General features: G+C 69.0%; 18 protein-coding genes. 10 read left to right on the top strand and 8 right to left on the bottom strand.

All coding sequences use genetic code 11. The features are described from left to right. The first annotated feature begins 57 nt into the window (after window positions 1-57). The 3 genes from P3H15_RS06885 (at window position 58) to P3H15_RS06875 (ending at window position 3,866) form a co-directional block, all read left to right on the top strand. Entirely contained in the window at window positions 58-2,052 is a 1,995-nt protein-coding gene (locus P3H15_RS06885) for an APC family permease (RefSeq protein WP_276136540.1), read from the top strand. 13 nt (window positions 2,053-2,065) lie between these two features. Next, window positions 2,066-3,334: a class I SAM-dependent RNA methyltransferase gene (locus tag P3H15_RS06880; protein ID WP_276136539.1), complete on the top strand. Its 1,269-nt coding sequence runs from the start codon at window positions 2,066-2,068 to the stop codon at window positions 3,332-3,334. A gap of 73 nt (window positions 3,335-3,407) precedes the next feature. Next, complete coding sequence (locus P3H15_RS06875; protein WP_072942327.1) at window positions 3,408-3,866, top strand: MarR family winged helix-turn-helix transcriptional regulator; 459 nt, start codon at window positions 3,408-3,410, stop codon at window positions 3,864-3,866. Here the strand turns inward: P3H15_RS06875 and P3H15_RS06870 are convergent. The 4 genes from P3H15_RS06870 to glsA all read right to left on the bottom strand — a co-directional run bounded on the left by P3H15_RS06870 (window position 3,863) and on the right by glsA (window position 8,230). Continuing rightward, window positions 3,863-4,525 carry an SIMPL domain-containing protein gene (locus P3H15_RS06870; RefSeq protein WP_276136538.1) on the bottom strand — a complete coding sequence of 221 codons (663 nt, stop codon included), beginning with the start codon at window positions 4,523-4,525 and terminating at the stop codon, window positions 3,863-3,865. The genes P3H15_RS06875 and P3H15_RS06870 overlap by 4 nt on opposite strands. Then, window positions 4,522-5,361 carry an ABC transporter permease gene (locus tag P3H15_RS06865; protein ID WP_276136537.1) on the bottom strand — a complete coding sequence of 280 codons (840 nt, stop codon included), beginning with the start codon at window positions 5,359-5,361 and terminating at the stop codon, window positions 4,522-4,524. The genes P3H15_RS06870 and P3H15_RS06865 overlap by 4 nt, the downstream gene beginning before the upstream one ends. Then, window positions 5,358-6,317, bottom strand: a complete 960-nt coding sequence (locus P3H15_RS06860) for an ATP-binding cassette domain-containing protein (protein WP_276136536.1) — start codon at window positions 6,315-6,317, stop codon at window positions 5,358-5,360. Before P3H15_RS06860 ends, P3H15_RS06865 begins: the two co-directional genes overlap by 4 nt. A 92-nt stretch (window positions 6,318-6,409) precedes the next feature. Next, window positions 6,410-8,230, bottom strand: a complete 1,821-nt coding sequence (gene glsA, locus P3H15_RS06855; RefSeq protein WP_276136535.1) for a glutaminase A — start codon at window positions 8,228-8,230, stop codon at window positions 6,410-6,412. Between the two features lie 251 nt (window positions 8,231-8,481). Here glsA and dxs point away from each other — a divergent pair, with 251 nt between their 5' ends. Next, window positions 8,482-10,431 (top strand): 1-deoxy-D-xylulose-5-phosphate synthase, encoded by a 1,950-nt coding sequence (gene dxs, locus P3H15_RS06850; RefSeq protein ID WP_276136630.1) that lies wholly within the window; start codon window positions 8,482-8,484, stop codon window positions 10,429-10,431. Between the two features lie 72 nt (window positions 10,432-10,503). Here dxs and P3H15_RS06845 read toward each other — a convergent pair whose 3' ends face one another. Together P3H15_RS06845 and P3H15_RS06840 are read right to left on the bottom strand one after the other, a co-directional pair. Next, complete coding sequence (locus P3H15_RS06845) at window positions 10,504-11,901, bottom strand: sugar porter family MFS transporter (protein WP_276136534.1); 1,398 nt, start codon at window positions 11,899-11,901, stop codon at window positions 10,504-10,506. Window positions 11,902-11,997: 96 nt separating this feature from the next. After that, on the bottom strand, window positions 11,998-13,014 hold the full coding sequence (locus P3H15_RS06840) for an iron-siderophore ABC transporter substrate-binding protein (RefSeq protein ID WP_276136533.1): 1,017 nt from the start codon (window positions 13,012-13,014) through the stop codon (window positions 11,998-12,000). Between the two features lie 294 nt (window positions 13,015-13,308). On the opposite strand from P3H15_RS06840, the gene P3H15_RS06835 reads away from it, so the two are divergent. From P3H15_RS06835 to P3H15_RS06810, 6 genes are read left to right on the top strand one after another with little or no spacing between them, the layout of a single operon-like run. Continuing rightward, window positions 13,309-14,088, top strand: coding sequence for a GntR family transcriptional regulator (locus P3H15_RS06835; RefSeq protein ID WP_072942313.1), 780 nt, complete (start codon window positions 13,309-13,311; stop codon window positions 14,086-14,088). Continuing rightward, window positions 14,085-14,312 carry a ferredoxin family protein gene (locus tag P3H15_RS06830; protein WP_005240903.1) on the top strand — a complete coding sequence of 76 codons (228 nt, stop codon included), beginning with the start codon at window positions 14,085-14,087 and terminating at the stop codon, window positions 14,310-14,312. Before P3H15_RS06835 ends, P3H15_RS06830 begins: the two co-directional genes overlap by 4 nt. Window positions 14,313-14,328: 16 nt before the next feature. Beyond that, window positions 14,329-15,759: an ABC transporter substrate-binding protein gene (locus P3H15_RS06825; RefSeq protein WP_276136532.1), complete on the top strand. Its 1,431-nt coding sequence runs from the start codon at window positions 14,329-14,331 to the stop codon at window positions 15,757-15,759. Further along, the gene (locus P3H15_RS06820) at window positions 15,756-16,613 is read left to right on the top strand and encodes an ABC transporter permease (RefSeq protein ID WP_276136531.1); all 858 of its coding nucleotides are present in this window, start codon (window positions 15,756-15,758) and stop codon (window positions 16,611-16,613) included. Before P3H15_RS06825 ends, P3H15_RS06820 begins: the two co-directional genes overlap by 4 nt. Then, complete coding sequence (locus tag P3H15_RS06815) at window positions 16,610-17,383, top strand: ABC transporter ATP-binding protein (protein WP_276136530.1); 774 nt, start codon at window positions 16,610-16,612, stop codon at window positions 17,381-17,383. The genes P3H15_RS06820 and P3H15_RS06815 overlap by 4 nt, the downstream gene beginning before the upstream one ends. Beyond that, the gene (locus tag P3H15_RS06810; protein WP_276136529.1) at window positions 17,383-20,082 is read left to right on the top strand and encodes a fumarate reductase/succinate dehydrogenase flavoprotein subunit; all 2,700 of its coding nucleotides are present in this window, start codon (window positions 17,383-17,385) and stop codon (window positions 20,080-20,082) included. The genes P3H15_RS06815 and P3H15_RS06810 overlap by 1 nt, the downstream gene beginning before the upstream one ends. 50 nt (window positions 20,083-20,132) lie before the next feature. Here P3H15_RS06810 and P3H15_RS06805 read toward each other — a convergent pair whose 3' ends face one another. Next, the gene (locus P3H15_RS06805) at window positions 20,133-22,241 is read right to left on the bottom strand and encodes a 3-hydroxyacyl-CoA dehydrogenase NAD-binding domain-containing protein (protein WP_276136528.1); all 2,109 of its coding nucleotides are present in this window, start codon (window positions 22,239-22,241) and stop codon (window positions 20,133-20,135) included. Next, window positions 22,242-23,450, bottom strand: a complete 1,209-nt coding sequence (locus P3H15_RS06800) for a thiolase family protein (RefSeq protein WP_072942301.1) — start codon at window positions 23,448-23,450, stop codon at window positions 22,242-22,244. It lies immediately after the preceding gene. Window positions 23,451-23,534 lie beyond the last annotated feature (84 nt).

Below are 23,534 nucleotides of genomic sequence, written 5' to 3'. Positions count from 1 at the left end.
CCGGACACATTGGTGGGTGAGGGTCCAGGTTTTCTGCGGACGGCTTACGCTTTGGCAGTGTCAAAGCTCTCGACCGCCACAAAGCGGCTACTGCTAGGCAGACCCTTCCGGAGCGACAAGCTCGGGCACACGCTGCTTCCCAAGAGGATCGCCCTCCCCGTCTTCGCGTCCGACGCGATGTCCTCGGTGGCGTACGCCCCCGAGGAAATTTTCCTGGTGCTGTCGGTGGCGGGCATCTCCGCCTACGCCTACACCCCCTGGATCGGGCTCGCCGTCGCCGCCGTGATGGCGGTGGTGGTCGCCAGCTACCGGCAGAACGTGCACGCCTACCCGTCCGGCGGCGGCGACTACGAGGTCGCGACCGTCAATCTCGGTCCCACCGCCGGTCTGACCGTCGGCAGCGCCCTGCTGGTGGACTACGTGCTCACGGTGGCCGTGTCCATTTCGTCGGCGGCGTCCAACATCGGTTCGGCGGTCCCGTTCGTGGCCCAGCACAAGGTACTGTTCGCGGTCGCGGCCATCGTCCTGCTGACCGCCATCAACCTGCGGGGCATCCGCGAATCCGGTGCCGCCTTCGCGATCCCGACGTACGCGTTCATCGCCGGCATGGCGCTGATGCTGCTGTGGGGGTTCGTCCAGATCTACGTGTTCGGCGACGACCTGCGCGCCGAATCGTCCGGGTTCGAACTCGAAGCCGAGGACTCACACCTGTACGGGATCGCGTTCGCGTTCCTGATCGCGCGGGCCTTCTCGTCCGGGTGTGCGGCACTGACCGGTGTCGAGGCGATCAGCAACGGTGTTCCCGCGTTCCAGAAGCCGAAGTCCCGTAACGCGGCGACCACGCTGCTGCTGCTGGGGTCGATCGCCGTCGTGTTGCTGATGGGCATCATCATCCTGGCTCAGAAGATCGGGATCGTGTACGCGCACAGCCCGGCCGAGCAGCTGATCGGCGCGCCGGCCGGCTATCACCAGAAGACGCTGATCGCGCAGATCGCGGAGACTGTGTTCGGCGGTTTCCCCATCGGGTTCTACTTCATCGCCATCGTGACGGCCCTGATCCTGGTGCTGGCCGCGAACACGGCCTTCAACGGCTTCCCCGTGCTCGGCTCGATCCTCGCGCAGGACCGCTACCTGCCGCGTCAGCTGCACACCCGCGGCGACCGCCTGGCGTTCAGCAACGGCATCCTGTTCCTGTCCGGGGCGGCGATCGCGTTCGTCGTCCTGTTCGGCGCCGAGGTGACCAAGCTGATCCAGCTGTACATCGTCGGCGTGTTCGTCTCGTTCGTGCTCAGCCAGACGGGCATGATCCGGCACTGGACCCGGCATCTGAAGACCGAGAACGATCCCGCTTCGCGCCGGCGGATGCAGCGCTCCCGGGTGATCAACTCCATCGGCCTCGCCATGACCGGTGCGGTCCTGATCATCGTGCTCATCACGAAGTTCGCGGCAGGCGCGTGGATCGCGATCGTGGCCATGGTCGCGATATTCGTCGTGATGAAGATGATCCGGAAGCATTACGACAGCGTCGCGCGGGAACTCGAGGAGCAGGAATGGGACGGGGTGCTGCCCAGCCGCACGCACTCCATCGTGCTCGTCTCCAAGCTGCACATGCCGACGATGCGCGCGCTGGCCTACGCCAGGGCGACACGGCCGGACACGCTCGAGGCGATCACCGTCAATGTCGACGAACCCGACACGAGGGCGCTCGTGCGGCGGTGGGAGAAGAGTGACATCTCGGTGCCGCTCAAAGTGATCGAGTCGCCGTACCGCGAGATCACCAAACCCGTGCTCGACTACGTGCGCCGCGTCCGGAAGGACTCGCCGCGGGACGTCGTCACCGTGTTCATTCCCGAGTACGTGGTGGGGCACTGGTGGGAGCAGATCCTGCACAACCAGAGTGCACTGCGGCTCAAGAGCCGGCTGCTGTTCCAGCCGGGGGTGATGGTCACCAGCGTGCCGTGGCAACTGAACTCGTCCGAGAAGGCGAAGACACTGAACATCGAATACACGGCCGGGGCCTCGCGCCGCGGCTACGAACCCGACGACAAGTGACGGACGAGAAGCGTTGAGTGAGAACTGGTCGGACCGCCACCTCGAGCTGCGGCTGGGAAATCCCGGGCACGGTGGTTTCGTCGTCGCCCGCCACGAGGGCCGGGTGGTCTTCGTCCGGCACGGGCTGCCGGGCGAGCGGGTCGTCGCCCGGGTCACCGAGGACCGCGGCGGGTCGTACTGCCGGGCCGACGCGATCGAGATCCTCGACGCGTCGCCGGAGCGGGTCGCCCCGGTGTGCCCGGTGTCCGGTCCGGGCGGCGCGGGCTGCTGCGACTTCTCGCACGCGAGCCTGCACCTGCAGCGGGACATGAAGTCGCAGGTCGTGTCGGAGCAGCTGGTGCGGCTCGCGCGGGTGCAGCGCGACGTGGACGTCGAGGAACTGCCCGGCACGGGGGACGGCACGGGCTGGCGCACCCGGGTCCGGCTGGCCGTCGACCCGGACGGCCGTCCCGGCTACCACCGGCACCGCAGTTCCGGGATCGTCACGGACCTCGCGTGCCCGCAGATCGAGGCCGCCGCGTACGACGGTGTGGGCGAACACGATTGGAAGCCCGGCAGCGAGGTGCAGATCGTTCTCGACGGCGCGGGGGAGCGGCACGTGGTCGAGATCGCGCCGCCGAAGGTGTCGCGGACCGGCCGCACGAGTCCCGGGCGGCGTGGTGCCATGGCACGGCGGGCCGCAGGCGGTGCGCCGCGCGCGGAGCGGGTGGTCGTGGGATCGGGCCGCCCGGTGGAGCGGGTGCGCGACCGCACATGGGAACTGGCCGCCACCGGGTTCTGGCAGGCGCATCGCGGGGCCGCCGAGGCGTATTCCGCGGTGGTCTCCGAATGGGGCGGGCTGTCCGCGGGTGAGACGGCATGGGACCTGTACGGGGGAGTCGGGGTGTTCGCCGCCGCCCTCGCAGGCGGCGCCGGGTCGTCGGGACACGTGGATTCCGTGGAGTCCGCGCGCCAGGCCGTGGCGGACGGGAAGGCGGCGCTCTCCGACCTCCCGCAGGTGCGCTTCCACGCCGACCGGGTCGAGCGCGCGATCGCCGGGTTGGCCTCCCCGCCACGGGTCGTGGTACTCGATCCGCCGCGTGCGGGTGCCGGGCGTGAGGTGATCGAGACGGTCGCCGCCGCCGGCGCCGAGCGGGTGGTGCATGTGGGGTGCGACCCGGCGTCGTTCGCCCGCGACATCGGTCTGTACCTCGGGCAGGGATATCATGTCGACGAGTTGCGCGCGTTCGACGCGTTCCCGCTGACCCACCACGTGGAGTGCATCGCGTTGCTCACGCGCTGACGAAGTTCGTTACCGAACGCAACAATACGTATAGTCGAGCCCGCAGGTAGTGGGTGTTCGGGACGGGGACAGGATGTCGGTACAGGCAGATACTGCGCAGGCGCTCGTCGATGCGGTGTTCGCGCTCGGGCGGTCGTTGCGGGCGGTCGTCTCCGCGAGCGGCGAGACCCCGATCGCGCCCGCACTGACGAGCGTGCTGTTCGTGCTCGCCGCGCGCGGGGAGTGCCGCCAGAACGAACTGGCCGCCGACCTGTGTGTGAGTCAGTCCTCGCTGAGCAGGCAGATTTCCGAACTGGTCGACGCGGGATACGTGTCCCGCGCCGCCGATCCCGACGACAAGCGGGCCTCCCGGATCCGGGTGTCGCCGAGCGGGATGGACATTCTGGCCGAGACCACCGCGCGCCGGGCCGAACGGTTGCGCGGCATGCTCGAAGACTGGTCACAGGAACAGGCACTGGCGGCCGTGACGTCGCTGACCCAGCTCACCGACACGTTCGCCGCCTCGGTGCAGCAGCGCGGCCCCCGGGCCTAGACCAGCCGCCACCGCACGCGCACGTCCACCCGCGTCGGTTTCTCACCGCGTTCGACGGCGATCGCGGAATCGGCCGCCGCGAACGCCTTCGCGACCGGTCGCGGGGATACGTCACCGATGTCGACCTCCGCGATGTCGAGCACCTCGCCCAGTGCGCTCCCCGACAGCGAGGCGTACTGCTCCGCTTTGCCGAGGGCATCGGCCCACGCCCGTTCCCGGGCGGTCGCAGTCAGCGCGGCCGGATCGGAGAAGTCGAATTCGAGTCCACCGAGGCGGATGTCGTCGCCACCCGCGCCGACGCAGGCGGCCACCACCTGCGCCGGTGACGGTGCGGACGCGCCGGCCGCACGGACGGTGATCTGCAGCGTCGTCGCCGCGGTGTAGCCCGTCACCTCGTTGCCCCGGCCCTCGGCCCACGTGGTCTCGGAGTGCACGGACAGCCCGGTGGTCGCGAGGTCGGGACCCGAGACGCCGTACCCGCGCAGGGTGTCGGTGACGGCAGTGGTGGAGCGGGCGACGGCCTCGAACGCATCGGCCACCGCGGGACGCGTCGCCGTCACGGTGACGGAGGCGCGGACGAGATCCGGAACCGCGGAGACGATTCCGGATCCGCGCACCGTCACCGCATGCTCGGCGGGACCGGACACAGGCACCGTCACGACTTGCGGTTGTACAGGCGCATCGTCAGTGGTCCGAAGATCACGACGAATCCGGCGCACCACCCGAACACCACGGCGAGATCTGCCATCTCCACCGTTCCGGCCATGAGCCCGCGAATGGACGTCACCAGCGTGCTGATCGGGTTGACGCCGACGAACGCCTGGAGCCAGCCCGGCATGGTCGCGGGGTCGACGAAGATGTTGCTGGCGAACGTCAGTGGGAACAGGATGAACATCGACACCCCCATGACCGCCTGCTCGGTGCGCATGAGCATCGCGAACATCGTCCAGATCCACGACAGGCTGAACGAGAACAACAGCAGCAGTCCGATCGACGCCACCACACCGACGAGCCCGCCATCCGGGCGGAAACCCAGGACGAGCCCGAGGATCAGGACGATGATCGAGGCGATCGTGTAGCGGACGACGTCGCCGAGCAGCGCGCCCACGAGAGGCGACGGACGCCAGATCGGGAGCGACCGGAACCGGTCGAAGACACCCTTCTCGATGTCCTTGTTGAGCGTTAGGCCGGTGTACATGGTGATCATGACGACCGTCTGCACGAGGATGCCCGGCAGCAGGAACTGCACGTAGGCGCTGGTCGATCCGGCCAGCGCACCCCCGAACAGATACGTGAACATCAACGTGAACATGATCGGGAACATCGTCACGTCGAACAGTTGCTCGGGAACGTGCTTGATCTTGAGCAGTGCCCGCCAGCCGAACGACAGCGACGTCGACAACGCGGTGGGGCGCGCGGGCCTCGGGCCGGGCATCTTCAGGACGTCGGCGACAGCCGCTGCGGTGTCGGCGGTCCGGTCGGTGGTGGAGGTCATGCGTGCTCCTCGGTGGGTCGGCCGGTGAGGGAGAGGAAGACTTCGTCGAGGCTCGGCTGCCCCAATGCGAATGTGCTGACCGCGATTCCGGCGTCGTCGAGTGCGGGCAGCGCCCGCGAGACCCGGGCCGGGTCGTCGATGCGGGCGGTGAGTGCGGCGGGATCGGCTTCCTCGGTGACCGGCACGTCGAGCACGTCCCGCAGCAGCGCCGCCGCCGCGGGACGGGTGGCGATGTCGGTGACCCGCACGTGCAGCGCGCCCGATCCGACGGAGGCCTTGAGTTCGCCGGTGGTGCCCTCGGCGATCACCTTGCCGTGGTCGATGACGGCCACCCGGTCGGCGAGTTGGTCGGCCTCGTCGAGGTACTGCGTGGTCAGCAGCACCGTCGTTCCGCCTGCCACCAGTGCGCGGACGATTTCCCACACCTGATTGCGGCTGCGTGGGTCGAGACCGGTGGTGGGTTCGTCGAGGAAGATCATCTCCGGGGTGACGATGATGCTCGCCGCGATGTCGAGCCGCCGGCGCATGCCGCCGGAGTAGTTCTTCACCTGCCGGTTGCCCGCCTCCTCCAGACCGAACGCGGACAGCAACTGCTCGGACCGGGTGCGGGCCGCCGCGCGGGAGTACCCGTACAGCCGGCCGAGCAGCAGCAGATTCTCGCTGCCCGTCAGATCCTCGTCGAGCGAGGCGAACTGCCCGGTGAGGGAGACCTTGCTGCGCACGGCGTCCGGCTCGGTCGCGACGTCGTGTCCCAGCACGGTGGCGGTTCCACCGTCGAGGGGCAGCAGCGTGGCCAGCATGCGGATCGCGGTGGTCTTGCCCGCGCCGTTCGGTCCGAGGACGCCGTAGACGCCTCCGAGGGGAACGGCGAGATCCAAGCCGTCGACCGCGTGGGTGGATCCGAATGTCTTGACGAGTCCCGTCGTCTCGATGGCCAGCTTGGTCGCTGTGAGCATTGCACCCTGCTTTCGATTCGAGCGTCGGCGGTTACGAGCCCCAAGCCTGTCCGATTTTTCCGATTCGGGCAACGGGTTTTCCCGCGGGCCGATCAGAGTCCGTCGCCCTGGCGCAGCAGCGCCCGCAGCATCACGTCGAGTTGCTCGTAGGCGCCCGATGCCAGGCGTTTGAGCAGTGCCAGCTCGAGTTTCGGTTCCTCCGAGGCCATTTCGGCGTAGCGCTCGACGGTCAGTACCGCGACCGTCACCTCGGTCTCGGCGCGGACGTCGTTGAGGAACCGGGAGTCGAGCATCATCGTCATCTCCCCGAAGCTCATGCCCGCCGACAACGTCATGAATCGGTGCACCGCACCCGACTGGTCGGTGATCGTGGAGCTGACGCTGCCGGACAGGATGAGGAACAGCCCGGCGGCCCGGTCGCCCCGGTGGATGACGAGGTCACCGCGCGAATACGACTGGGTGACCAGATCGCGGGTGAACCGTTCGAGTTGCTTCGCGCTGAGGGTGGACAGCATGGGGTGTTCGGCGATCGTGACGGACGACGGCTGACGTGCCGTGCTGCAGTGCCGGTCGAGGAGGATGTCCTCACACCACTGCACGGCGGCATCCAGGTCGGCGAACACCCGGCCCGCCCGTCCCGACAGGTCGGAGCGGGTGTTGCCGAGCAGACCGGCCGGGTCGACGAACGCCAGCGCGCACCCGCACTGTCCGAGGTCCGCCCGCAGGGTCTCGAACATCCCGCGGGCGACCCCGCTGACGTCGTCGACGCGCCGGACGTCGATCACCACCGCGTCGAGGTTCTCCTCGACGCCGCCGATCTCGCGCACCGCGCTCTCCGCGCCGGCGAACAGCAGATCGCCGTGCAGTTCGTAGATCCGGCTGCGCTTGCCGACGTCGTCGAGGGCGGCGCGCTCAGCGGGTGACCGCCGCATCCGCGAGGGGGCGTCCGACACCGAGTACCGGGCGCGGACCGCGGAACGGGCGGCGCGGGTGACGTGCAGGAAGTGCAGTTCCAACTCGTTCGACAGGGCCCGGCACGCCTCGACTCCGCGGACGCTGTTGCCGTGGGAGTCGAGGCGCGGCGAGTAGATCGCGATCCCGATCTGCCCGGGCAGGACGGCAAGGACGCCGCCCCCGACTCCGCTCTTGGCGGGCAGGCCGACCTCGTAGACCCATTTGCCCGCGGCGTCGTACATGCCGCACGTCGACATCACACTCAGGACCCGCTCGACCAGGGCCGGCTCGAGGACGGTCTCCCCGGTGACGGGATTGACGCCGTTGTTCGCCATCGTCGCCGCCATCAGGCTCAGGTCGCGGCACGTCACGTCGAGGGAGCACTGACGGAAGTAGAGATCGACCGCCTCGTCGGGGTCGCCGGTGATGATGTCGAACGAGCGCAGCATGTGGCCGATCGCCCGGTTGCGGTGCCCGCTCCGCGACTCGGACTCGTAGACCGCCCGGTTGAACGTCAGGTCCCGGCCTGCGTACCGGGAGTACGTGGACCGGATCCGCTCGAATCGCGTGTCGAGGTCGGGACCGGCCACCAGCGACGTCGCGGTGATCGCTCCGGCATTGATCATGGGATTGCGGGGCCGTTCCGTCCGCGGGTCGAGGCTGATCTCGTTGAACGGTTCCCCGGACGGTTCGACGTCGATCTTCTCGGCGACGGCGGCGGAGCCGCGATCGGCGAGGGCCAGGGCATAGGTGAACGGTTTCGAGATGGACTGGATCGTGAACGGCAGGCGGGTGTCGCCGACCTCGTACACGTAGCCGTCCACTGTCGCGACGCAGATGCCGAACGAGTCGGGGGCGACCGCCGCGAGCTCGGGAATGTAGTCGGCGAGCTGTCCGCCGCGGTTCTCCCGGGTCTCGGTGAAGACTTTTCCGATCAGCGCGTCCACGACGGTGCTCATGAGAAGACCCTAGAGGCTGCTCACGACGAATTCGGCTGTTCTGCCGGGCCCGCCCGGCGACGCAATTGTGTGAAGCCGGTCACGGCTGTGGCCGGAATGCCCGAGGACGAAGCCGCACCACGGCGCCGCCGCGACCGGTACCGTGTGTCCCGCCCTTCCGCGGCTCCGTAGACTGGTTCCACTGTGACGTGACACGAAGCCACGTGGCAGAGGCGCGCAAGGCAGCGTGCATCACGGAGGGAGCGATCTCGTTGGGTGTTCTTGCCCGTATCCAGACGCCTGACGATCTTCGTCAGCTGAATCCGGCGGAGATGAAGCAGCTCGCCGCGGAGATTCGTGAGTTCCTCGTGCAGAAGGTGGCGGCGACCGGCGGGCACCTCGGCCCCAACCTGGGCGTCGTGGAGCTGACGCTCGCGCTGCACCGCATCTTCGAGTCGCCGGCCGACCCGATCATCTTCGACACAGGTCACCAGGCGTACGTCCACAAGATCCTCACCGGCCGCAAGGACGATTTCGACTCGCTCCGCAAGCAGGGCGGCCTGTCGGGGTACCCGTGCCGGGCGGAGAGCGATCACGACTGGGTCGAGTCGTCCCATGCGTCGGCGGCGCTGTCGTACGCCGACGGCCTCGCGAAGGCCTTCGAACTGACAGGCCAGGCCCGCCACGTGGTCGCCGTCGTCGGTGACGGCGCCCTCACCGGCGGCATGTGCTGGGAGGCGCTGAACAACATCGCCGCGGGCAAGGATCGCTCGGTGGTCATCGTCGTCAACGACAACGGCCGCTCGTACGCCCCGACCATCGGTGGTCTCGCCGACCACCTCGCCGCCCTCCGGCTCCAGCCCGGCTACGAGCGGATTCTCGACAGCGGCCGGCGGATGGTGAAGAAACTTCCGTGGGTGGGACGCACCGCCTACTCGGTTCTGCACGGGATGAAGGCGGGACTCAAGGACGCCGTCGCCCCGCAGGTGATGTTCACGGACCTGGGCATCAAGTACCTCGGGCCGGTCGACGGCCACGACGAGGCCGCGCTCGAATCCGCGCTGCGCCGCGCGAAAGCGTTCGGCGGTCCGGTCATCGTGCACGCCGTCACCCGCAAGGGCATGGGTTACGCGCCCGCCGAGAACCATGTGGCCGATCAGATGCACTCGACCGGCGTGATCGATCCGGTCACCGGTAAATCGGCCGGATCGGCGTCCGCCGACTGGACGTCGGTGTTCTCCGCCGAGCTGATCGACCAGGCGAGCCACCGTCAGGACATCGTGGCGATCACCGCCGCTATGGCGGGCCCGACCGGTCTCGCCGCGTTCGGCGAGAAATACCCCGACCGCATGTTCGACGTCGGGATCGCCGAGCAGCACGCCGTCACGTCGGCCGCCGGCCTGGCGCTCGGCGGCCTGCACCCGGTGGTCGCCGTCTACTCGACGTTCCTCAACCGCGCCTTCGACCAGTTGCTGATGGACGTCGCCCTGCTGAAGCTGCCCGTCACCCTCGTCCTCGACCGCGCGGGCATCACCGGCAGCGACGGCGCCAGCCACAACGGCATGTGGGACATGTCGCTGCTGGGCATCGTGCCCGGGATGCGGGTCGCGGCTCCCCGCGACACGGCCACCCTGCGGGAGGAACTGCACGAGGCGCTGGCCGTCGACGACGGGCCGACCGCATTGCGCTTCCCGAAGGGCACGGTCGGTGACGACGTGCCCGCCGTGAGCCGGCTCGACGGCGTCGTCGACATCCTGCGCGCCCCCTCCGGTCGCAACGACGTGCTCATCGTGTCGGTCGGCGCGTTCGCCGGTCTCGCGCTCGCTGCCGCGGAACGTCTGGAACAACAGGGCATCTCGGCGACCGTCGTCGACCCGCGGTGGGTGCTGCCGGTCCCGGAGTCGCTCCTGAAGCTCGCCGAGGACTACACGATGGTGGTCACCGTCGAGGACAGCGGCCTGCACGGCGGTGTCGGGTCCACCGTGTCCGCCGCGCTGCGGTCGGCCGGGGTCGATGTGCCCTGCCGCGATCTCGGTGTTCCGCAGCGGTTCCTCGACCACGCGTCCCGCGCGCAGATCCACACCGAGTTGGGACTCACCGCGCAGGACGTCGCCCGGCAGATCACCGGGTGGTTCGCCGGCCTCGGCAACGTGCGCCCCGGGCAGCAGAACGGGGTCGTCGCCGGCCTCGACGCGCAGCGCGCGGAGAACAGCGGTCAGTAGGACCAACCCCGCCCCACACGAGAAATCCGGCCGAATCACGGAGTGATTCGGCCGGATTTCTCGGTACCCGGGTCAGGTGTGCATCTCCTCGAGTTCCATGCCCTTCGTCTCCCGGACCTTCAACCGGACGAAGAAGTACGACAGCAACGCGAAGAACGCGAACAGGCCGTACAGGAACCACAACCCGACCGAGCGGGTGAGCGGCGGGAACGACAGCGTGACCGTGAAGTTCGCGATCCAGTTCGCCGCCGTGCTGATGCCGAGGGCGTAGGCGCGCATGTTGTTGGGGAACATCTCGCCCAGCATCACCCACATGATCGGGCCCCAGGTGGCGGCGAAGAAGATCACGAACAGGTTGGCGCCGATCAGTGCGAGCGCTCCCCACGGGCTGGGGAGGACGACGTCGTCGCCGCTGCCGGTCGCCTGGGAGAAGGCGACCGCGGCCAGCAGCAGGCTCACGAACATGCCGAGCGAGCCCACCTCGAGCAGAATCTTCCGGCCGATCCGGTCGACGAACAGGATGGCGACGAATGTCATGCCCACGTTGATGATCGCGGTGATCACCGACGTGGTGAACGACTCGTTTTCGGTGAAACCTACCGACTTCCACAGCGTCGTGGAGTAGTAGAAGATCGCGTTGATACCCACGAACTGCTGGAAGACGGCCATGAAGATGCCGACCCAGACGAGTGGCTGCAGCCCGAACTTCGGGCCGCGGATATCGTCGAACGACGCCGTCGACTCGTGGCGGAGGGTCAGCCGGATCTCGGAGACGCGTTCCTGCGGGTCGACCTCGCCGGTGATGTTCGCGAGGATGTCGGCGGCCTCCTGATCGAGGTGCTTGCCCACCAGGTATCGCGGCGACTCGGGGATCATCAGGGCGAGAACGCCGTACACGACGGCGGGAATCACGCCGACGAGGAACATCCAGCGCCACGCCTCGAGGTTGAGCCACAGTTCGTTCGACGCGCCGCCCGCCGCATTCTGCAGCACCGCGTCCGACAGCAGCGCGGCGAAGATGCCGAGGGTGATCGCCAGTTGCTGCAGCGACGCCAGCGCGCCGCGGTAGCGGGCAGGCGCGATCTCCGAGATGTACGTGGGCGCAATGACCGACGCGATGCCGATGCCCAGACCGCCGAGGACGCGCCACAGCATCAGGTCCGGGACGCTGAACGCGAGACCGGAACCGAACGAGGACACCACGAACAGCACCGAGCCGAGCAGCATCACCTTCTTGCGGCCCCAGCGGTCCGCGAGGCGGCCCGCAAACCACGCGCCCACAGCACATCCGAGCAGCGCGATCGCCACGGCGAAGCCCGTGAAGAACGACCCCAGCTCGAAGTGGTCCTGGATGGAGTCGACGGCGCCGTTGATGACCGAGCTGTCGAAACCGAAGAGAAAGCCACCCACCGCGGCGGCGACGGTGACGCCGATGACCTTCGCGGTGTGTCTTTCGGACATCTGCGTCATCGCATACCTGCTTTCGACGAGCGTTCCTGATGCGGGCACAACCGAACTAGGTGTACCGGAATACGCTACGCCCGACACCGCCTCTCAGGCGGGAGTTCAGGCACCCGCTTTCTTCGCGGCCTCGCTGAGCTGAGGCGTCAGCTTGTCCAGAACCCACGGGGTCGCGAGGACGCTGGTCTGGCTGAGCCCCGAGATGATCTTCGTGTCCGACAGCGCGACCGCGGTACCACGGCCGATGGCACCGAGATTCGCGTAGGCCGGGTTTGCGGCGACGGTGGTGTTCTCCGGGACGAACGCGACCACGACGTCGGCGTCCACGTCGGAGATGTTCTCCACGGAGATGTCGGCGAAGAACTTGTCGGGGTCGTTCGACGCGGCCAGCTTCTGCACGCCGGGGGACACGGTGAAGCCGAGCTGCGTCAGCACCTGCACGCGCGGATCGGAGGGCATGTAGACGTTGACGGTCGCGGCGTCGGTGTCGAAGTTGACGACCGAGATCGTCTTGCCCGCGAACTCGGGATGCGCGGCGGCGGTCTGGGCGAGGGTGTCGTCGAGACCGGCCACCAGCTGCTCGGCCTCGGCGCTCTTGCCGAGTGCCTGCCCGACCAGTGTGGTCTGGTCCTGCCACGTGGTCTGCCACGCCTTGTCCGGGTACGCGACGGTGGGGGCGATGCCCGACAGCTTCTCGTACGTCGTCTCGTCGAATCCCTCGTACGGGGCGAGGACCACATCGGGCGCCAGCGCGGCGACGCCCTCGATGGGGGTGGACGTGGCCGCGTCGAGCAGCGTGGTCGCGGACGGGTCGAAACGGTCCTGCAGCCAGGGCATCACGCCGTTCGCCTCGGCGCCGTACGTGTATTTCGGCATGCCGACCGGTGTCTGGCCGAGGGCGTAGACGACTTCCTGGGCGTTCCATCCGAGGGTGACGATGCGTTCGGGTGCCGCGTCGAGGGTGGTCGATCCGAACGTGTTCGCGAGGGTGACCGGGAATCCGTCACCGGACGCCTCCGCGGCGCCTCCGCCGTCGCCGGACGAGCACGCGGCGAGGAAGAGGGACGAACTGGCCACGGCGAGTGCGACGGCGAGCTGACGTCTGGCGGTGGGTGCGAACACGGCAAGGACTCCTTCGGGACGAGAAATGGAAGGTAAGCCTAACCTAGACTTGCGTGCTCGTTCGTCGGACGCCGCCACTTCGAATCACCGTGATTGGAATTCCCGGGCCCGCCGCCGCCTGGCGCATTGCCGGGGCACTGCCGTGTTCGCGCTGGTGAGACGTGTCGCCGCCGGCGCGGACCCGGCCGATTCACCGAGGCGTCCGGGGGGCGTGTTCGCTGCGACTCCGGGGCACGAGGACTGCCGTTAGCGTGGGTCTTCGTCCAGCTCACACGCACAATCGACGAAGGAACCCTGGTGGTGAATCCGACTCCCCTCCCGACGGCGTCACGCAGTTCCCGTGCGGACCATGCGCGCAGATTCGCCGACCTGCTGCGGCAGCAGATCCACGCGGAATCCTTCGCCGAGCGCGGATTGCCGTCCGAATCGGAGTTGGCCGCCGAGTTCGGCGTGTCGCGCAACGCGGTGCGCGACGGACTGGCGCTGCTGAAGCAGGAAGGGCTCATCGACCGCGCCCCCCGTGTGGGAACCCACGTGGCGCAGCGCAAGTACGACCACGGCCTCGACGCCCTGCTGGGGCTGAAGGAGACGCTGAAGGGGCACGGCGAGGTCCGCAACGACGTCCGCGCGGCCGTGGAGATCAGCCCGCCGCCCGCCGTCGCCCGCCGGCTGCAACTGGAGCCGGGCGAACCCGCCGTGTACATCGAGCGGGTGCGCTACCTCGGAGACCTCCCGCTCAGCCTGGACCTCACATACCTCGTCCCCGACATCGGCGCCGAGATCCTCGGCCGCGACCTCGAAACCAACGACGTGTTCGCGCTGATCGAGGAGGTCTGCGGTCAGCCACTGGGTTCCGCCGATCTGGCGATCGAATCCGTCAACGCCGACGCGCACTCCGCCGCGAACCTCCAGACCCCCGAGGGCGCGGCGCTCCTGCTGCTCGAGCGCCTCACCCGGCTCGTCGACGGACGCCCGGTCGACCTCGAATACATCCGCATGCGCGGTGACCGGATCACCATGCGCAGCAACCTCGTCCGCAGACCCGACATCACGAACTGGGAGCTCACCTCATGACCTTGGTCAACCAACGCGCCGACGTACCCGTCACGATCGACGAGTCGCTGTGCATCGAGGGCTGCACCCTGTGCGTCGAGATCTGCCCACTCGATTCCCTCGCCATCAACCCGGAGAACGGCAAGGCGTTCATGCACGTCGACGAATGCTGGTACTGCGGCCCCTGCGCGGCGCGCTGCCCGACCGGCGCGGTCACCGTGAACATGCCGTACCTCCTCCGCTGAGCGAAAGACCACACAGATGAAGCGACGTTTCCCCACCTTCGCGATCGCCGCCGCGGCACTGACACTCGTGGCGACGAGTTGCTCCCTCGAACCGTCGACCGGCGACGGTGACGCGGTCACCGTGGTGATCGGGTACCAGTCCAAGACGATCAACACCGTCACCGCCGGAACCCTGCTGCGGGCGCAGGGCTACCTCGAACAGCGTCTGCAGGACGTCACGGAACGGACGGGGACGAAGTACTCCGTCGAGTGGCAGGACTACGACACCGGTGCGCCGATCACCGCCCAGATGGTGGCGGAGAAGATCGACATCGGATCGATGGGCGACTACCCGATGCTGATCAACGGCTCCCGCACCCAGGCGAACCCGCGGTCGAAGACGGAGATCGTCTCGGTGACCGGGTACAACCCCGAGGGCGCGCTGAACATGGTGGTGGTGCCGCCGAACTCACCGGCGACCACGCTCGGCGACCTGGCCGGACAGAAGGTGTCCGCGAGCGTCGGCTCCGCGGGCCACGGCACCCTCGTCCAGGCACTCGACCGCGCCGGGATCGACCCGGCCACCGGCGTCGAGATCCTGAACCAGCAGCCGCAGGTCGGATCGTCGGCACTGGAATCCGGTCAGGTGGCGGCATTGTCGCAGTTCGTCGCGTGGCCCGGACTCCTCGTCTTCCAGGACAAGGCCAAGCTGCTCTACGACGGCGCCGAACTGCGCACCCCGACCCTGCACGGTGTGGTGGCCCGGGAGGCGTACGCGGTCGAGCACCCCGAGGTGCTCGACGCGTTCCTCCGGGCGCAGCTCGACGCCACCCGGTTCGTGCAGACCGAACCCCTCGAGGCGTCGCGGATCGTCGCCGACGCCAGCGGGCTGCCGCAGGAGGTCGTGTACCTGTACAACGGCCCGGGCGGCACCTCCTTCGACACCACCCTCAAGCCCGGCCTGATCGGTGCGCTGAAGAACGATGTGCCGTACCTGAAGTCGATCGGCGACTTCACCGACCTCGACGTCGACGGTTTCGTGAACGACGCACCGCTGCGGTCCGCGTTCGAGGCGGACGGTCAGGACTACGACACCACGCTCGCGTCCACCGCCAACCCCGCCGCCGTCACCGGCACCGACCCCGTGTGCGCCGCGCCCGCGAGCGACCCGGCGCTGGCCGGGGAGGTGTGGTTCGACGGCGCCACCGAGACTCAGCCCGCCGCGAACCCGACCTGCCTGCTCCGGGCGGTGAAACAGGCCCGTGCGGAGGGCCGCACCGTGCGCGCCGGCTACGTCCCCGACGCCGAACTGGGCACCCGATGGTTCGCGGACAAGGCCGTGTGGGTACGCGACGGCGACACCTTCCTGCCGTTCACCACCGGCGCCGCGGCCGACCGCTACCTGCGCACGCACCCGTCGGGGGCCGTGGTCACTTACGACCGCGCCGTCGAGGAGGTCCGGCCGTGACCACGCTGGACCAACCGGATGTCCTGTCCGGCACCGAAGACGTTGTGGAAGAACATGATCCGGCGACCAGTCGGCGGTCGTCGCCGTGGCGGTCCCGGCTCGTGCGAGTCGCCTCGGTGCTGGCTGCGATCCTCGCGTGGCAGCTGCTGACCGCCTACGACGTCCGGCTGTGGCTGCGGTTCGACACGCTCCCCACCGTCACCGACGTGGTGTCCGCGTTCGGCACCCAGCTGCAAACCGATCTGTTCTACCGCGACCTCGGGCAGTCGCTGATCCGCATCCTCAGCGGATTCGGCCTCGCCACGGTGGTCGGGGTGGCCACCGGAATCGCCCTCGGCAGATCGGAATTGTTCGCCGACGTCCTCGGCCCGCTGACCGAACTGGCGCGGCCCATCCCCGCCATCGCGGTGGTACCCGTCGCGATCCTGCTGTTCCCCAGCGACGAGGCGGGCATCGTGTTCATCACGTTCGTCGCCGCGTTCTTCCCGATCATGGTGAGCACCCGGCACGCCGTCCGGGCACTGCCCACGCTGTGGGAGGACTCGGTGCGCACCCTCGGCGGCGGACGCTGGGACGTGCTGGCCAGGGTCGTGCTGCCCGGGATCCTGCCCGGCGTGTTCGGTGGACTGTCCGTCGGGATCGGGGTCGCCTGGATCTGCGTGATTTCCGCCGAAATGATATCCGGCAGGCTCGGTGTCGGGTACCGCACCTGGCAGGCGTACACGATCGTCGACTACCCCGGCGTCTTCGTCGGCATGATCACCATCGGCATCCTCGGATTTCTCACGTCCGGGGCGGTCGAACTGCTCGGCAGGCGCGTCACCCGATGGCTGCCACGAGGGGAGCGCGCATGACCGCCACCGCCGGAACGTCCGTGGCCGCGGGCATGTCGCTGGTCCTCGACGACGTCACCCTGTCCTACACCGGGACACCCGTCATCCGTTCGCTGTCGCTGACCGTGGTGCCCGGCGAGATCCTGGTGCTCACCGGACCTTCGGGGTGTGGCAAGTCCACGGTGCTGCGCGCACTGGCGGGCCTGCTGCCGCCGGATTCGGGGCGGGTCGTCGCCGACGGCGCCGCGGTGGAGTCGACCTCCCGGGACCGGGCGGTCGTCTTCCAGGACAACGCGCTGCTCCCGTGGCGCACCGTGCGCTCGAACGTCGAACTGGCGCTCGCGCTCCGCGGCGAACCCCGCAAGGGGCGCCGTGAGACCGCCGACCGCTGGATCGCCGAGGTGGGCCTGACCGGGTTCGGCGACTACCTGCCGAAGAACCTGTCCGGCGGCATGCGCCAGCGGGTCCAGTTGGCGCGCGGCCTCGCCGGGGCGCCGCGGGCGGTGATGATGGACGAACCGTTCGGCGCCCTCGACACCCAGACCCGCGGCGTCATGCAGCGATTGCTCGTCGACACGTGGAGCACGCACCCGACGACGGTGGTGTTCGTGACCCACGACGTGGACGAGGCGGTGCTGCTCGGCGACCGGGTGGCCGTGCTGGGCCGGGCGGGTGATCCGCTGCGGGCGCTCGTCGACATCCCGCACCCCCGCGACCACCTCGACCATCCCGGCACCCGTGCCGCCCGCGCCGACGTCCTCGGCGCGCTGAACCACACTCCGGAGACCTGATGGACATCCCCGACCTCGCCGACACCGTCCGCCTCGACTGCGACGTCCTCGTCATCGGTGGCGGCACGGCAGGCACGATGGCGGCGCTGACCGCCGCCGAGAACGGCGCGAACGTGCTGCTGCTCGAGAAGGCGCACGTGCGCCATTCCGGGGCGCTCGCCATGGGCATGGACGGCGTCAACAACGCCGTCATCCCCGGCAAGGCCGAACCCGAGGACTACGTCGCCGAGATCACGCGCGCCAACGACGGAATCGTCAACCAGCGCACCGTGTACCAGACCGCGACCCGCGGTTTCGCGATGGTGCAGCGCCTCGAGAAGTACGGCGTCAAGTTCGAGAAGGACGAGTACGGCGAATACGCGGTCCGCCGGGTGCACCGCTCCGGTTCGTACGTGCTGCCGATGCCCGAGGGCAAGGACGTGAAGAAGGCGCTGTACCGGGTCCTGCGGCAGCGGACGATGCGCGAGAAGATCCGCATCGAGAACCGGCTGATGCCCGTCCGGGTCCTGACGGAGAACGGCCGCGCGGTCGGCGCCGCGGCGCTGAACACCCGCACGGGCGAGTTCGTCGCGGTCGGCGCGAAGGCGGTCATCCTCGCGACCGGCCCGTGCGGCCGGCTGGGGCTACCGGCGTCGGGATACCTCTACGGCACCTACGAGAACCCCACGAACGCCGGCGACGGCTACTCGATGGCCTACCACGCGGGCGCCGAACTCAGCGGCATCGAATGCTTCCAGATCAACCCCCTGATCAAGGACTACAACGGCCCGGCCTGCGCGTACGTCGCGAACCCGTTCGGCGGCTACCAGGTCAACGCCGAGGGGGAGCGGTTCGTCGACTCCGACTACTGGTCCGGGCAGATGATGAGCGAGGTCAAGAGCGAGATCGAATCCGCCCGCGGCCCCATCTATCTCAAGGTCAGCCACCTGCCGGAGGAAACCCTCGACACGCTCGAGTCGATCCTGCACACCACCGAACGCCCCACCCGCGGCACGTTCCACGCGAACCGCGGTCACGACTACCGCAGCCACGACATCGAGATGCACATCTCCGAGATCGGCCTGTGCAGCGGGCATTCCGCGTCCGGAGTGTGGGTGGACGAGCACGGCGCGACCACCGTCCCGGGGTTGTACGCCGCCGGCGACCTGGCCTGCGTCCCCCACAACTACATGATCGGCGCGTTCGTCTACGGCGACCTCGCCGGATCCCACGCCACCGGCACCCTGCCCGACGTCGACGCGCCGGACGCACTGCCCGCGGAACAACTGGCCGCCGCGCACGAGCTGATCTACCGGCCGCTGCGCAACCCGGACGGCCCGCCCCAGCCACAGGTCGAGTACAAGCTGCGCCGCTTCGTCAACGACTATGTGGCACCGCCGAAGACGGCGACGAAGTTGTCGATCGCCGTCGAGACGTTCGAACGGATGGCGGGAGAGATCGCCGGGATGGGCGCGACCACCCCGCACGAGCTGATGCGCTGCGCGGAGGTCACGTTCATCCGCGACTGCGCCGAAATGGCGTCCCGCAGTTCCCTCACCAGGACCGAGAGCCGGTGGGGGCTGTACCACGAACGCGCGGACCTCCCGGACCAGCGGGACGACGAATGGGGTTACCACCTGAATCTTCGGCGCGGCGAGAACGGCGACATGGAGTTCTTCAAGCGCCCCGTCGAACCGTACTTCGTGCCGGTGCCCGGACTCGATTCCCTTCCGCCGGTGGACCGGACCGTCGTCCCCGTCGCTCAGCCGCCGCTGGTCGGGGGGCGTGCGCCGGTGGAGGAACGCTCCCGCATCGCGGCGCCTGCCCGGCAGGAGCCGTCCTCACCGGCCATCGTCGAGGTCCTCGGACTCGACGCCCCGAGCGTCGCCGAACTCGCACCGTACCTGCAGGACGCCGATCCGCAAGTCCGCGTCACGGCACTGTCGGTGCTGACCGAAGGGACCCCCGACGGATTCGGTGCCGCCCTCGTCGACGCGCTCGGCGACGGCGCGGTGGCGGTGCGCCGCGCCGCCGCCGACGGACTGCGCGAACTCGTCGAGGTGCTGCCGTCGGCCGACGGACTGGCCGAGCACCTTCGGTCGTCCGACGCCGTGGTCCGGGCCGCCGTGGTCGACGTCCTGCGCGCCCTGCACGGCGGCTCGGCGGAGCAGTTCCTGACCGCGCTGTCCGACACCGACCACCACGTCCGGATCGAGGCGGTGCGGGCACTGGTGTCACTGGACCGGTGGGAGTCGGTGGCCGAGGGCGCGCACGACGAGAACCGCGAAGTGCGGATCACCGTCGCACACGGCCTGGCCACCGTCGGGCTCGGCGGTATCGAGACGGTGCGCACGCTGGCCGGAGACCGGGATCCGCTGGTGCGCGCCGCCGCGCTCACGGCGTTCGCGAGCCTCGGTTGCCGCGGCGACGACGTCGCGCTCGCGACAGCGGCGCTGCGGGAGTCGGCCTGGCAGATCCGGCAGGGCGCCGCCCGGGCACTCGCCGGTGCGGAACCCGACGTCGCAGTGCCCGCGCTGGCGGACGCCCTGACGGATGCCCATCTCGACGTGCGCAAGGCGGCGGTCCTCGCACTCGGCCGGTGGACCGGCGACCGCGAAGCCGTCGGCGCCCTCACCGCCGCTCTCGAGGACACCGACGCCGACGTGCGGGCCTACGCGCGCCAGGCCCTCGCCGCCGCCGACCACGTTCCCGTCCCCTGAGCATGTGAGTGGCGATGCGTGCCGGGGCACACATCGCCACTCACATGGGGTCAGACGCTCGCGACGCCCGGCGCCAGGAACCGCTTGCCGTTGACGGCCTCGGACGTGCCGGTGCGGTCCAGGTACGGCGTAATGCCACCGTTCCAGAAGCCGAACCCGCCGCCGAGGATCAGGCAGAGATCGATGTCCTCGGCCGCCGCGACGACGCCCTCGTCGAGCATGATCTGAATCTCCTCGGCGAACGCGCGACGCGTGCGCTCCAGAACCTCTTCGGACGTGGACGCCGTGTCGCCCTGCTTCCACAGCGCCGCGACCTCGGGGTCGACGACCTGCGTGCCGTCGGCGCCGTAGCTCCACACGGCCGGCTTCTTCGCCTCGACGAGCGCCTCGAGCCCGGGGGAGTTGTGGAACCGCTCCGGGTACGCCGCGGCGAGGGTCTCGCCGGTATGCAACGCGACCGCCGGACCGACGAGCGCCAGCAGCGTGAACGGGGTCATCGGCATGCCGAGTTCGGCGATGGCGTTGTCGGCCACCTCGAACGGGGTGCCCTCGTCGACCGCGTTCATGACCTCACCGAGGGTGCGGATCAGGAGTCGGTTGAAGACGAACCCGGGCAAGTCGGCGGAACCGACGGCCGACTTCTTCAGCGCCTTCGCGGTGGCGAATGCCGTTGCCAGGGTGGCGTCGTCGGTCTTCTGGCCCTTGATGACCTCGAGCAGCGGCAGCACGGCGACCGGGTTGAAGAAGTGGAAGCCCACCACCCGCTCGGGGTGGTTCAGGTCCGCGGCCATCTCGGTGATCGACAGAGAGGACGTGTTGGTGGCGAGGATCGTCTCGGGGGCGATGTACTCCTCGAGTTCCGCGAAGATCTTCTTCTTCAGGTCGAGGTTCTCGAACACGGCCTCGATCACGAAGTCGGTGTTCGCGAACGCGGCCTTGTCGAGCGAACCGGACACGAGTGCCTTGAGACGGTTGGCGGCGTCGGGGGACAGCCGGCCCTTGCCCTGCAGCTTGTCGATCTCGCCGTGGACGTAGGCGACACCCTTGTCGATGCGCTCCTGGTCGATGTCGGTGAGGACGACCGGCACCTTCAGCTGGCGGACGAACAGCATCGCGAGCTGGCTGGCCATCAGACCGGCCCCGACGATGCCGACACCGGTGACCTTGCGCGCGAGCGATTTGTCCGGTGCGCCCGCGGGCCGCTTGGCCCGCTTGTTCACCAGGTCGAACGCGTAGAGGCCCGCGCGGAGTTCGTCGGCGAGCAGCAGGTCGGCGAGCGCCTCGTCCTCGGCGGCGAAGCCCTTGTCGAGCGACGCCGGGTCGGTGAGATCGGTGGTCCGGGCCAGCTCGAGGAGTTCGACGGCCTTGACCGGTCCGGGTGCGTTGTTCTTGGTCTTGCCCTCGACGATCGCCTTCGCGCGGGCGATCGCCTCGTCCCAGCCCGTGCCCCGGTCGATCTCGGGACGCGTGGGGGTGATCTCGCCGGCCAGGACCTGCGCCGCCCAGGCGAACGACTGCTCGAGGAAGTCTGCCGAACCGAACACCGCGTCGACGACGCCGAGTTCGAGGGCCTTCTTCGGGGTGAGCGTCCGGTTCTGGTTCAGCGCGTTCTCGAGGACGACGGTGACCGCATTCGAGGGACCGATGAGGTTGGGCAGCAACTGCGTTCCGCCCCAGCCCGGCACCAGCCCGAGGAACGTCTCGGGCAGACCCAGCGCGCCGGCGCTCTCGGAGGCGGTGCGGTAGTGGCTGTGCAGCGCCACCTCGAGGCCGCCGCCGAGCGCGACGCCGTTGACGAACGCGAATGTCGGCACGGACGATTCGCGCAGCCGGCGGAACACCTTGTGTCCGAGGCGGCCGAGTTCGAGCGCCTGGTCCCGGTTCGTGATGCTCGGAACACCCTTGAGGTCCGCCCCGGCGGCGAAGATGAAGGGTTTGCCGGTGATGGCGATCGCGACGGGGTGGGCGGCGAACGCCTCGTCCAGGGCCGCGTCGAGGGCCGCCAGGCCACCCGGCCCGAACGACGACGGCTTGGTGTGGTCGAAACCGTTGTCGAGGGTGATCAGCGCGACCGGGCCCTCGATGCCCGGTACCGCGACGATCTTGGTGTACGCGTTGGTCACGACCTCGTCGGCGAATGCCGTTGCAATGTCGGTCATCTACTTGGCTCCATCGAAGTTCGGGTTCTCCCAGATCACGGTTCCGCCCATGCCCAGACCGATGCACATCGTGGTCAGGCCGTAGCGGACGTCGGGGCGCTGGGCGAACTGGCGGGACAGCTGGGTCATCAGGCGGACGCCGGAGGACGCGAGGGGGTGGCCGCACGCGATGGCGCCGCCCCACTGGTTGACTCGCGGATCGTCGTCGGCGATGCCGTAGTGCTCGAGGAACGCGAGGACCTGGACGGCGAACGCCTCGTTGATCTCGAACAGGCCGATGTCCTCGATCTTCAGACCGGTACGCCCCAGCAGTTTCTCGGTGGCGGGTACCGGCCCGATGCCCATGACCGCGGGGTCGACGCCCTGGAACGCGAATCCGACCATGCGCATGCCGATCGGCAGCCCGAGTTCGAGCGCGGTGTCCTCACCGGCGAGGAGAGCGGCGGTGGCGCCGTCGTTCAGGCCGGCCGCGTTGCCCGCGGTGATACGGCCCGCGGGACGGAACGGCGTCTTCAGCTTCGCGAGGTCTTCGAGGGTGGTGCCCGGACGCGGCGGCTCGTCCTCGGTGGCCAGCCCCCAGCCCGCGGCGGAGCGGGTGGCGACGGGCACGAGGGTGTCGGCGATGAAGCCGGCCTTCCGGGCGGCCTCGTACTTGTTCTGGCTGGCGACGGCGTACGCGTCGGTGCGGTCCTTGGTGATGCTCGGGAACCGGTCGTGGAGGTTCTCGGCCGTGTTGCCCATGACGAGTGCGCTGGGGTCGACGAGGCGGTCGGCCAGGAACCGGGGGTTCGGGTCGGCGCCCTCACCCATCGGGTGGTGGCCCATGTGCTCGACGCCGCCGGCGATCACCACGTCGTACTGGCCGAAGCCGATGCCCGAGGCGGTGGTGGTGACGGACGTCATGGCGCCGGCGCACATGCGGTCGATAGCGAAACCGGGGACCGTCTCGGGGAGCCCGGCCAGGATCGCGGACGTGCGGCCGATGGTGAGGCCCTGGTCGCCCGTCTGCGTGGTCGCGGCGATGGCGACCTCGTCGATGCGCGCGGGGTCGAGTTGCGGATTGCGGCGAAGCAGCTCACGGATGGTCTTGACGACGAGGTCGTCCGCGCGGGTCTCCGCGTACATGCCCTTGGGGCCGGCCTTGCCGAACGGAGTGCGGATGCCGTCGACGAAGACGACGTTGCGTTGAGTTGTGGTGGATGGAGCCACGCGAATTCCTCCTGATGGAGCAGTTTGGTTCCGGATCACGGCCAGGCGTCCGGCCTCCAGACCAGCGTACCCCTACCGTTACTC

This window comes from Rhodococcus sp. T2V (genome assembly GCF_029269925.1).
Classification (GTDB): domain Bacteria; phylum Actinomycetota; class Actinomycetes; order Mycobacteriales; family Mycobacteriaceae; genus Rhodococcus_F; species Rhodococcus_F koreensis.
Note: the sequence above shows the minus strand (reverse complement) of the source record. Positions and strands in the feature narration are given on the sequence as shown.